Here is an 11957-nt window from a genome sequence, read left to right on the forward strand (position 1 = left end):
ATTAGGAGTGAGGAGAGAGTATCAGGTAGATATGTTGAGGGAGATGCCCTCACTCCCCTCTCCCCTTTCTCCTCTATCTATCCTATCTTCTACTTTCTACCTTCTATCTTCTATCTCCTATCTCCTCCCTCCTCCCTCCAACACATCACGCCAGCGTGCAATCGGTTGGGCACCGGCAAAGAGCTGATTGTTGATGAAAAAGGTCGGCGTACCGAACACCCGTAAGGCATGCGCTTCGCTCACGTGGCGGGCCAGCGTCGCCTGGGTCGCCGGATGTTCCATACAGCGTTGCAACACGGCGCTATCCAGACCGAGATCGGTCGCTAGCGCGATGATCCGCCTGCGGGCAGTGGTAGCATCGCTGTACCAGGCATCGCCGGCGGCGAAGAGCTGGTCGTGCATCTCCCAGTATTTGCCCTGTTCGCCGGCACATAGCGCAGCCAACGCCGCCTGATCACCATGCGGGCTGGTGACCGGGAGCTGTCTGACCACGTAGAAGACCTGGCCGCTGGAAATGAATTCTTCCCGCAAGGCAGGGAAGGTGAGCACGTGGTGGCGACGGCAGAAGGTACAGCCAAAATCAGTAAATTCGATGATGGTCACCGGTGCGTTGGGATCGCCCAGGATCGCATACGGTTCGGCACTGATGCCAAGCTGCGCCATACTGGCGGTGGTGATGCCGTCCGCAGAGATAACCGGCGTTGGGATTGGTGTTGGGGTGAAGACGGGTAAAGGAGATTCGCTCAGGCGAATGATGCGTGGAGTCGGTGTGCTTTGCGACAATGGTTCGGGTGTGACTGTGGGTAGGCGAGGAATGGCTGTAGGCGACGGCACTGGTGTCGCTGCGGTACAGGCTGTCAGCGAGAGCAACATTATTAGCACCAGGAGACGAACACGCATGCGCAGAACCTATCTTTCAACTCAAGTTGCTACCTTTGTCACCACAGAGACACGGAGGACACAGAGAATGGGCATAACCTGGGTTGCTACCATGAGGCGTGACGTAGCACGCCCATAGGAACTGGCTGCTCCCCCTATCGTGTATCGGGTAAGCCACATCTTAAGCGATTATCGTGACTGCATCTGACCTGGCAGATTGCTCACACAGGAGATACAGCCGTTTGCCGGATGGTATGACGTGGCCGGTAATACAGAGTCGTTCCCCGGTAACACGGGCTTCAGGCTGGACATCATATCAAATTCGATGACAGGTGTAGGGGCGACGCATGCGTCGCCCCTACGCCGACGCCAATCCACTAGCGTGTCGCTCGATTACTCACTCACCGGTTGCGGGGCAATTTCCAGACCCAGTTCGTGCAGTACCTCGTCCATATGCTTGACCAGCACAATCTCCAACTGCTCCTTCGTTTCGGCAGGTACGTCGCGAAGGTCGATCTCGTTTTCGGTAGGGAGCAGAACTTTGCGCACACCGGCCCGCTGCGCGGCAAGTAGTTTTTCTTTGACACCGCCGATAGGCAATACCTTGCCACGGAGGGTTACTTCACCGGTCATCGCGATCCGTTTGTCAACTTCGCGTCTGGTCAGCGCCGAGATGAGCGCACTGGCGATGGTGATGCCTGCCGATGGGCCATCTTTCGGCACAGCACCGGCCGGCACGTGAATGTGAATGTCACTCTTCTGGAAGACCTCTGGATCGATACCCAGAGCGGATGCGCGCGAACGGGCGTAGGTCAGGGCGGCCCGCGCCGATTCTTTCATCACATCACCCAATTGACCGGTCAGGATGAGCTGACCATTGCCCGGAATGACACTCACCTCAACGAAGAGCACGTCACCGCCGGTCGGTGTCCAGGCCAGCCCGGTAACCACCCCCACTTCATTGTCGCCGAGGATGGTCTCGCTGCGGAAGCGCGGCGGCCCTAGCAGGTCGTCGAGATCAGCCGCATCAACCTGATCGGGTAGCGTCTGTTCCGAGGCCAGACGGGTCGCCATCTTGCGATAGATCGCCCCAATCCGCCGTTCCAGATCACGAACGCCGGCTTCATGCGTGTATTCGCGAATGAGACGCTGCAAGGCGGCTGTGGTCAACTCTGGCCCGCGATTTGTCATGCCCTGTTCACGGCGCTGGCGCGGGATGAGATAGCGACGGGCTATTTCCAGCTTTTCTTGTTCGGTGTAACCGGCAAGTTCCAGCAGTTCCATCCGGTCGAGCAACGCCGGCGGGATGGTATCAGCCCGGTTGGCCGTACAAACAAAGAGTACTTTACTCAGATCAAACGGTACATCCAGGTAACGATCAACGAACGCGACATTCTGTTCAGGATCGAGCACTTCGAGTAGTGCCGCTGCCGGATCGCCCTGAAAGCCGATGCTGAGCTTATCCACCTCATCGAGCAGCAGCACCGGATTGTTACTCTTGGCCCGACTCAGCCCCTGGATAATCCGACCGGGCAGGGCACCGATGTAAGTGCGACGATGACCACGAATTTCGGCCTCATCGCGTACACCACCGAGGGCAACCCGGACAAACTTACGCCCTAACGCCCGGGCAATTGACGCGCCCAGACTCGTCTTGCCCACGCCGGGCGGACCGACGAAGCAGAGGATCGGACCACGCGCCTCGTTGTCAGCACCTTCTTCCCGGCGTAATTTGCGTACCGCCAGATACTCGATAATCCGCTCTTTGATGCGTTCGAGATCGTAGTGGTCTTCATCAAGTACCTGGCGGGCCTGGGTAATATCGAGATTGTCCTCGGTGCTGGTGTGCCACGGCAGATCGAGCAGCCAGTCGAGGTAGGTGCGGGCAACGGTGTATTCGGCTGCGCCAGGGGGCATCCGTTCAAGGCGCAACAGCTCGCGCTCTGCTTCCTGACGGGCTTCAGCCGGTAGATTGGCCTCTTCGATGCGCCGCCGCAACTCGGCAATTTCAGCGGCATGATCATCGGTTTCGCCTAGCTCGCGCTTGATTGCCTCGAGCTGTTGCCGTAACACGTATTCGCGCTGGTTCTTCGAGACCTCTTCCTGGGCTTTGCGGCCAATTAACAGGATTTCGCGCTCACGCTCAAGCAGACGCAACACCAGTTGCAGCCGCTCATGCACATCAAACGTGTCGAGAACCTTTTGCTGATCGTCGAGATTCAGATTCAGGTTGGCCGCGATCAGATCGGCCAGCATGCCCGGATGGGGAGCGTTCGCGGCGGCAATCGCCAGTTCATCGGGCAAATTCGGACTTTGCTCAACGATCTGCTGGAAACCTGCCAGTACCGCTCGCGCCAGGCCGGTGGTCTCCATCGAAACATCAACTGGATCGAGAGCGACCGTAACGTGCGCCTGGGGATATGGCTTGACGGTCACCCACCGCTGCACCTTGATCCGGGCCTGCCCTTGCAACAACAGTTGCACGCCACCCTGGGGCAGGCGCATCATCCGCACAATTAAGGCTGCCGTGCCGGTCTGGGCCAGCATCTCCGGCTCAAACTCGGCGCCGGACTGAATGCGGCGGAAGACGCCGATGATCTTGGTAGAGAGTGCTGCCTCGTCAACCAGCCGTACCCAGGCTTCACCACTCACCACCAGCGGCAAAAACATGCCGGGGAACAGGATCGCGTTGTTAATCGGCAATACCGGCAAGACATCCGGTATCTCCGGCATAGGCGGACGTTGCATTGGGTTTGGATCATTCACGATTGTTCTCCCTCCAGCACTGGAATAACGACCTGGCGTAGTGTACGTCCGGCAAAGGGCAGGCGAATCTCAAGCAACCCATGCACCGAGCGAGCACTGGTCTGTTCGGGATCGATCAATCGTTCAAATGGCACCTCAATTTGAAACACACCGGCCGCAATCTCCATCCGGTGCAGACGACGCAGACCGGTCGGCAGCGTGAGCTGCCGGGCACCGGCGATCCTGACCAGTTCGGGATAGGCTTCGATCTGTAAGGTCGCCGGATCAACCCCGGCCAGCTCAATGACCAGAATCATCTCCCGGTCGGTCTCGAACACGTTGAGCGGTGGCGTCCAGGGTCGCGTATCGAACTGGACGTAAGGCAGTCGGGTACGCAGAATACGAATGTACGAAGAATCACTCATTGCTCACGTCCTTTTCTATTACGCCTCGATGATAAACGAGCGCTTGAACAGTTCATAACGACGTTTGACCTGTCGTACCCGCCAACCCAACACCAGCAAGACAATCCCAATCGCGATGAAAAAAGCTGCGGCGAGGAAGGCCAGCAGCTCCGGCCAGATAATCACCGCCACACCGAGCGCGATCAGGGCAAGTCCCTGCGACAGGTAAAACCACCAGAGCGCCGATAATTCGGCGGTCAGATAATCAAAAGGCCGAAAATCTATTGAATAGATGGGCATAACGCACCTCCTGTTTGTGATCTAATATGCTATATGACCAGCCTAACCCCCACACTGCAACACTCCCTCACGAGCCGGCACTTTGCCCCACCAGACGTCACGGTGTTCGCTTGAGGACGCTACTCGTACCACTCAGCATCGATCCAGTTGCGACTGTGTTCAAACGCACGCCGATAAGCCAGTTCTGCCCGTAACCGGGCAATTTCACGCTGCATCTCCAGCATTCGTCGGCGCATGTGCAAAATGATGTCAACCGCCTCTGAAGGCACTTCCAGATCATTGATCAGGCGGCGGATCAGGCGTAACTCAGCAAACTCGGCTGCCGGTAATTCGGGAACGGGATGAATGTACCCCATGTCGGTCAGGTATTGCAAGACCGGTACCGGCAGACCAACTGCTACAGCCAGCTCCTCTAAACTCATCCGTCGCACAAGCATAGGCGGTGTCTCCTTAGCTTAGAATTGCAATTCAGCCAGCGTTACCGGCACCACCTGCTCACGACCATCACGAATGATCTTGACCTGCACCGTTTCGCCTACCTGTGTCTCGGTCTCAAGATAGACGAGCAGGTCTTGACTGGTCGTGATGGGCCGATCATTGACGGCAACGATGACATCGCCGCCGACCGGCAGGTTTAAATTACCTACCCGCACGAGGCGATCAGGGCCGCGTAATCCAGCCTGGGCCGCCGGCCCGTTCGTGATCAACTCTGCGATCAGCAACCCCTGCGTTACCGGCAACTGCATACCGGCTCGCTCGAACAGACTGGCCCGCTGTGGGGTTAACTCGATCACACGCACACCCAGTGACGGATGCGGATAGCGTCCCTCACGGATCAGGACGGGAACAACCCGCTGGACAGTCCGAGACGAGATGGCAAAACCGATCCCGGCATTTGCCCCGCTCGGACTGAGAATCGCCGAGTTAACACCGATCACCCGACCGGAGAGATCGAGCAGCGGGCCACCGGAGTTACCGGGGTTGATCGCGACATCGGATTGAATCACTTCGCCGATAAAGCGCTGGTTGGGACTCTCAATCACTCGGCCCAAAGCACTGACGATACCAAAGGTCAGGGTACGCTCCAATCCGAACGGATTACCGATAGCCAGCACAAATTGACCAACATAGACCTGGGTTGAGTCGCCAATTGGCAGCGGACGAATTGTCGCTGTCGGCAGATCAACCTTGATCACGGCCAGATCGTTCGACGGATCGCTGCCAACAATCCGGGCCGGCACCGTCTGACCATCGGCCAGCGTCACCTGTAGTTCGTCAGCATCGGCGATCACGTGATAGTTGGTAACGATATGTCCCTGGTCATCGTAGAAAAAGCCCGAACCACTACCCTGCCGTGGTACCGGGTTGAAGAAGAAATCGTAACTGATTGAGCGACTGGTAATATTCACCACACTGACACCAGCTTCGCGGTAGACGGCAGCGATCTGCGCTTCCAGATCGGTAGCGGTGAGCGGCACGACCGTCGGCGCCGGCAATACAACCGGCGTGGGAGACGGGGCAACGACAATGGTCGCCGGACGATTGCCGGTGAATGCTGTCCAGACAAAAGCGCCGGCAATTACGACAAGCAGGGCCAGCTCGATAAAAAGAACGATCCAGCGACCGCGTCCAGATTGACGCTCCATAATCACCTCGCAATGATGTAGTTCTAATGTGGTGCATTTCTCACCACAGAGACACAGAGGATATGTATAACCTCAGTTGCCACCTGATTATCCGCTATCACTCTCTGTACTCTCGGTGCCTCTGTGGTGCATCTCTCCCTAGCGCTGGCGTTTTCGCACCAGTTCACGCAACGTAGCCAGCTCCGCGTCACTCAACGGCTCCGGCAACACCAGCTTCACGCGGGCAAAGAGATCACCGCGCTCGGCGGGATTCTCCAGGCGCGGCATCCCTTTGCCACGCAGACGGAACACACGATCTGCCTGCGTGCGGGGCGGTATCTTCAGCGTCACCGAACCGTCAATCGTTGGCACCCGCACTTCGCCACCTACCGCCGCAGTGAAGGCATCGACCGCAATGGTCGTCGTCAGATCGTCACCGTCACGCTCGAATTGCGGATGCGGCGCCACCTCAACGACCAGATAGAGATCGCCGTCCGGCCCGCCGCCAATACCGGGTGCCCCCTGACCACTCAACCGCACGCGGGTACCTGTGCGCACACCACGCGGGATGCGGGCTTCGATCCGGCGGTCACCGACCTGCAGCGAGCGGGTTGTGCCTGAGAAGGCCTCTTCGAGCGAAACGGTTACCGGCGCCTCAAGATCGCGTCCACGGGCCGCCCGACTCGCACGCCGGAACTGGGGCTGACCGAAAATTGAACTGAAGAAATCAGAGAACGGGCTGTCGGCACCAAACAGGTCCTCAAGGTCTTCCGGCGAGACATTGTAGGTATAGACCTGTTGGCCAGGTGCAGCCTGCCACTGGCTCCAATTGAAATCGCCGCGACCGCCGCTGCGTTGCCAGCGCTGATAATACGAACGCAATTCATCGTACTTGCGCCGCCGTTCGGGGTCGCTCAGCGCCTGATACGCCTCATTTATCTCTTTGAACCGCTCTTCGGCCTTCTTATCGCCCGGATTAACGTCAGGATGATATTGACGGGCCAGTTTGCGATAGGCTTGTTTGATGGCCTGCTCATCGGCATCCGGGCTAAGTCCTAAGATGGCATAGTAATCTTTGAATTCCATAGTCTTCTCATCACCGTGCGATGATGTTGTGATGATAGGGTAACACCGGCAATCAGGTGTAGCGGGCAGCAATAATGCCCACTACACCACACCGGGAGAGTGAGCCGGCAACTTACCAGCGCAACAATCCGGCCAGACCGCCGAAATCGCGTGACAGGTGATCCTGGGCAGGGCCGGACACAAATTCCAGCCGCGTCGCAAACGCGGCACATGCATCAACCAGGACATCACGCAATGCAACCGGCTGTGCTTCGCCATCGGGAACCAGGGTCGCAATCTGTTCACGACTCCCGGCCAGCAACCCATTAGACGCCATCCAGACCTGAGCATCGAGCTGCCATGGCGCAATCAGCACGCTCAACCTGCCCTCTTGCAACGCATTGAGCGTTGGATCAATCCCCCATACACCGGGCTGGCGCGTTACCTGTTCCAGCAATGCCTGTTCGTGGCTCTGCTCGACCTGCTCTAGCGCCGGCAGCACCTTTGCCAGCACATGGGCTGGTGACGCATCGGGATGCGGTAAATCGGCTACATGCGCAATAACCATCTGCCGAACGGAACGCGGTAACAGATCGGCAAACTGTTTGGTTGCCTCTTCGCGACCGAGCAGAACCAGTCGGCGAATGCGGAAATGATCAAGTGCGCGTTCGGTGAGTTCGGCCAGCCGTTGCAGATAGCGCGCTGCAATGTTCTCCATGCGCCGGGCAAACCGATCACGATTGCCCATCGCCTGTGCCCGTAGATCATCCCGCAGTCGGCGGGGGTCAAACTCGGTGACCTGCTGCCAGAGATCGGCTTCAACGCTCCGGAACACGTCGGTATGCTCAACAATCTCACCCAGAAAGACCTCGAAGAAACGCCAGCCTTCACCGCGCAACCAGACCACCGCGGTACGCTCGTATTGATCGAGCGCGTAAATCAGAGGCGCAATGTACGGTTCGCCCCAACGCGCCTCTACTTTTCCGTTTGTTATGTCGATTAAAGGCAGCGTGATATGGAGTGGCACCTTCGTCACCGCGACGGTTGCGCTCTTGCGCTCGGTCGCAGGCGCGGCAGCGAACAGGGCCAGCGTGCGCGCCTCCGGAGCAATCTCCGCCTCAAGAGCTGCAAGTACCACTTGTTCAACCTCAGCCGGCACTGCCAGGGCTTTCACTGCATTACGTGCGCGCAACACCCAGGCGCGCCGCTCATTTTCGGGCCGGGTTGGATCAACCTCGACGTACAACGACAGGACCGGCGGCTGCAATGCTCCCAGATCAGCCCGTATCTGCTGCACTGCTTCCCGATCAATCATAAGCGCTTCCTTTCCGACTATCATCGCCACCAGCGGGCAATCAGATTGGCGATGACAGTCAATATCAGACTCACCACCAGCATCGTGCCAAGCGGGATGAAAATCGTCAGATTATCACGCTCGATCAGGATGTCACCGGGAAGGCGACCCAACCAGGGCAAACGACCGGCAGCCAGCACGACCAGCCCGATCACAACCAAAATGACACCAGCACCGATCAACCAGCGTCCAAGCTCGGTCATAGCCTCACCTCAATGCGGACGTAGAACCGTCCCTATCACTTCTGCTTCAGTATTATGATGGATCGATGTTAGTCACCGGTCAACGAGGTGCTAATAATGTGTTAGAGAGCTGATTGACAGGGCGAAGATGTGGAATTCATCCCCACTCATGTACCATCCGAATCAGGTATACTGCCATTATAGAGATATTTAGCCTGTCAATCAACGGTTTTGTAATCAATGTCAGGTGATATATAGAAGGAGCAAAACGATGAATCAGAATCGTCAACCATTTCCTACCTCAACCATGCGCGGATGGTCAATGTCAGCAGCGGTCGGGATTGTGCTGCTGATCATGATTGCCATCTTTGTTGTCAGCAACTCAGTAACCACCATTGAAGCCGGTACCCGCGGTGTGTTGAAGACGTTCGGCGAGATTACCGGCGTGCTTGACGAAGGACTGCATTTCCGCACTCCTTTCATCACCTCGGTCACAGTGGTTGAAGTTCGTACTCAACGCTACGAGTCGAACTCAAGTGCTGCCTCGCGTGACCTTCAGACCGTAACTACCCAGGTTGTCATCAACTATCGTCCTGACGCCTCGCAGGTTGATCGACTGGTGCGCGAGATCGGTGTAGATTACGAGCGCCGGGTTGTTGATCCAGCCATTCAGGAGGCGCTCAAGGCTGCAACTGCTCGCTTCACTGCCGAAGAGCTGATCACTCGCCGACCCGAAGTGTCGGACTTGATCCTGAACATCTTGAGTGAACGGCTGACCCCACGCGGTGTGATTGTCGAGAGTGTTTCAATCACCGACTTCAATTTCAGCCCTGAATTTGCCCGTGCCATCGAAGCCAAGCAGGTCGCCGAACAAGATGCCCTGCGCGCCGCACGCGAACTTGAGCGGGCACGGATCGAGGCGCAGCAGCAGGTAGCGCGCGCCGAAGCCGAAGCCAAAGCGCGCCTGGAAATTGCCCGCGCCGAAGCCGAGTCGCTGCGGTTGCTCGGTGAAGTCGTTAGCCCGCAACTGCTCCAATTGCGCTTCATCGAACGTTGGGACGGCATCCTCCCCCGTCTGGTGAGTGGTGACAACGGCTTGCTGACAATGTTGAGCATTCCAACCGATGGTATGCTCGGTGAAACACCAACCGCTCAACCAACACCCCCGAACAGCGAACAACCGACGGGAACAACGGGTGGTGAGTAGGAGCGTGCGTAGCTAAGGGATTAAGAGAAAACGATAATGAAGTGAACAGGGTTTAGCAGTGTTGATCAGGTCAGAATAAGCTGTTAATTGCCCCCTTTCGCTACAGGCGAAAGGGGGCTTTTGTCATAGTGCCTCAATATCTTGCTTCCGCATTCAATCACATTTGCGTTATCCTCAACACCACCTTGCATTATCGCCTCTTGTCTGCTATGATGTGAGGCGTGTTCGACAAGTTCATATCGTCGCGGTGACCCGTTGGCCCGGATGCCAGGGCGTAAAGGTGGAAGCTGGTGCAAGTCCAGCGCTGTGCCGCAACTGTAACCGGTTAGAAAGCCGGAAGCCAGGACGCCTGCCGCGATGTGATGATGTTCGGCCCTTCTCGAGCTAAGGAGGAGAACATGTACCCCGCTTTACTTATACTTATGCGGGCAAGATGTGTTACTCCAGCTCTCGGAAGAGACTGGAGTTATTTTATGAGTAGTGACAACTGCTCACCTGGCTTGCCCGGGATCCCACATTACACACCAACAACATAATCTGACCATCCATCAAAGCCGTCTGTCGCGTGTCGTAGCCAACAGTATTACCTGCTGTCGGCATGTCTTTGTGTTCTCTTAGAGACAATTGTTGTCTTGTTATGGAGGAGAGTCATGCGTCGTTTCCTATTCCGCATCCTGGCACTTGTCCTTATCCATCTGCTCGTTGCATGTGGCAATCAGCAAACCAGTTCCCCCACCTTAACCGCTGTCCCAACGAACTCGACAGCAGCAATGACAGCCCCTACTGCAACCGCTATACCGACCGTTGTACCAACAGTCGCCCCAACAGTAGCAGTGCTTGAACCACCGACCGCAAATCTGACCGATGAGTGTGTAAGCGAGTTTGATCCGGAGATTGACTATTTTCCAGAAAAGGTTACGCTCAGCGATGCAACCGGTTGGACAATCGAGTACTTCAACCACTACAAAGTGATTACGGTTCTCAACCCATGGCGAAACGCCGACACCCAGTTCCAATACATACTGGTGCAATGCGGTACTCCACCACCACCAGCTAGCGACAATGCACTGATCATTGAAATTCCAGTGCAGCGCGTGATTGCAATGTCTACAACGCAACTTCCACACCTCGACGGGCTAGGTGTGCTCGATAAGCTGATAGGTGTCGATAGTTTTCTGTACATCAACAACGAAGCAGTGCGCAAGAAGATCGACGCTGGAGAACTGGTAGAAATTGGCAGTGGCGGTCAGGTCAATGTTGAACAGGCACTCGATCTCGAACCAGATCTGATTATGACATATGGGGTTGGCAATCCCGAGTACGACGCTCACCCCAAACTCCTGGAAGCCGGTCTGAATGTTGTTTTAAACAGTGAATACATGGAAGGCTCACCACTTGGGCGCGCTGAATGGATCAAGTTCACCGCTGCATTTTTCAACCAGGAAGCGAAAGCAAACGAACTGTATACCGCCATTGCCCAACGCTACCGCGACATCGCAGCTAAAGCCCGTGCCGTAGCTGAAAAACCCACCGTCTTTGCGAATGCCCCATTCCGCGGCACGTGGTATATGCCCGGTGGAAAGAGTTATGTTGCGCAACTGCTGGCCGATGCCGGGGCAAACTACCTCTGGGCTGATGACACTTCGAGTGGAAGTCAGCAATTAAGCTTTGAAGAGGTCTTCGAGCGTGCTCAGAATGCATCCTTCTGGCTGAACCCCGGTAGTGCCAAGAGCCTGAGCGAACTGCAACAAATGGATGAACGATTTACACAGTTTGCTGCCTTCCAGAATGGCGCGGTCTTCAACAACAATAAACGATTAAACGAGAATGGTGGCAACGATTATTGGGAGACCGGTGTAACGAATCCACATCTGATCCTGGCAGATTTGATCAAGATTTTCCACCCAGAACTCTTGCCGGATCACGAACTCTTCTTCTATCAGCAACTGACACCGTAGAGGTGAACGATGTCGAAACCCCAAATGAACCCATATGTGCGCCACATCTTTATCTGTACTGGACGCTATTGTGATCCAGAAGGCACGGCTCCACAACTATATGCACAATTGGCGCAACTATTAGGGCCTTTGGGGAATTATCACAATCCGTGCCGGGTAAAGCGGGGCACGACACCCTGTTTGGGAGTCTGCTCCGCTGGCCCCATCGTTGTGATCTACCCGGAAGGCATTTGGTACC

At 56.3% G+C, this 11957-nt stretch carries 11 protein-coding genes and 1 riboswitch; of the genes, 2 read left to right on the top strand and 9 right to left on the bottom strand.

From position 1 onward, the window contains the following. Nucleotides 1–117: 117 nt before the first annotated feature. From CAUR_RS01550 to CAUR_RS01590, 9 genes are all read right to left on the bottom strand, one after another. Nucleotides 118–900: a thioredoxin domain-containing protein gene (locus CAUR_RS01550; protein WP_012256209.1), complete on the bottom strand. Its 783-nt coding sequence runs from the start codon at nt 898–900 to the stop codon at nt 118–120. A 372-nt stretch (nt 901–1272) separates the two neighbouring features. Then, nucleotides 1273–3645 (bottom strand): endopeptidase La, encoded by a 2373-nt coding sequence (gene lon, locus CAUR_RS01555; protein WP_012256210.1) that lies wholly within the window; start codon nt 3643–3645, stop codon nt 1273–1275. Further along, nucleotides 3642–4049 carry an Hsp20/alpha crystallin family protein gene (locus tag CAUR_RS01560; RefSeq protein WP_012256211.1) on the bottom strand — a complete coding sequence of 136 codons (408 nt, stop codon included), beginning with the start codon at nt 4047–4049 and terminating at the stop codon, nt 3642–3644. Before CAUR_RS01560 ends, lon begins: the two co-directional genes overlap by 4 nt. An 18-nt stretch (nt 4050–4067) precedes the next feature. Beyond that, complete coding sequence (locus CAUR_RS01565; protein ID WP_012256212.1) at nt 4068–4328, bottom strand: hypothetical protein; 261 nt, start codon at nt 4326–4328, stop codon at nt 4068–4070. Between the two features lie 119 nt (nt 4329–4447). Next, entirely contained in the window at nt 4448–4765 is a 318-nt protein-coding gene (locus tag CAUR_RS01570) for a chaperone modulator CbpM (RefSeq protein ID WP_012256213.1), read from the bottom strand. An 18-nt stretch (nt 4766–4783) separates the two neighbouring features. Beyond that, complete coding sequence (locus tag CAUR_RS01575) at nt 4784–5974, bottom strand: S1C family serine protease (protein ID WP_012256214.1); 1191 nt, start codon at nt 5972–5974, stop codon at nt 4784–4786. A 138-nt stretch (nt 5975–6112) separates the two neighbouring features. Beyond that, on the bottom strand, nt 6113–7039 hold the full coding sequence (locus CAUR_RS01580) for a DnaJ C-terminal domain-containing protein (protein ID WP_012256215.1): 927 nt from the start codon (nt 7037–7039) through the stop codon (nt 6113–6115). A gap of 112 nt (nt 7040–7151) precedes the next feature. Next, a complete protein-coding gene (locus CAUR_RS01585; protein ID WP_012256216.1) occupies nt 7152–8333 on the bottom strand; it encodes a VLRF1 family aeRF1-type release factor in 1182 nt (393 codons plus the stop codon). Nucleotides 8334–8353: 20 nt separating this feature from the next. Continuing rightward, nucleotides 8354–8575: a DUF2905 domain-containing protein gene (locus tag CAUR_RS01590; RefSeq protein WP_012256217.1), complete on the bottom strand. Its 222-nt coding sequence runs from the start codon at nt 8573–8575 to the stop codon at nt 8354–8356. Nucleotides 8576–8825: 250 nt separating this feature from the next. On the opposite strand from CAUR_RS01590, the gene CAUR_RS01595 reads away from it, so the two are divergent. Both CAUR_RS01595 and CAUR_RS01600 read left to right on the top strand, forming a co-directional pair. Next, nucleotides 8826–9761: a prohibitin family protein gene (locus CAUR_RS01595; protein WP_012256218.1), complete on the top strand. Its 936-nt coding sequence runs from the start codon at nt 8826–8828 to the stop codon at nt 9759–9761. Nucleotides 9762–9989: 228 nt separating this feature from the next. Then, a riboswitch (cobalamin riboswitch) is annotated at nt 9990–10132 on the top strand. Nucleotides 10133–10411: 279 nt separating this feature from the next. After that, the gene (locus CAUR_RS01600) at nt 10412–11719 is read left to right on the top strand and encodes an ABC transporter substrate-binding protein (protein WP_012256219.1); all 1308 of its coding nucleotides are present in this window, start codon (nt 10412–10414) and stop codon (nt 11717–11719) included. Nucleotides 11720–11957 lie beyond the last annotated feature (238 nt).

This window comes from Chloroflexus aurantiacus J-10-fl (assembly GCF_000018865.1).
Taxonomy (GTDB): domain Bacteria; phylum Chloroflexota; class Chloroflexia; order Chloroflexales; family Chloroflexaceae; genus Chloroflexus; species Chloroflexus aurantiacus.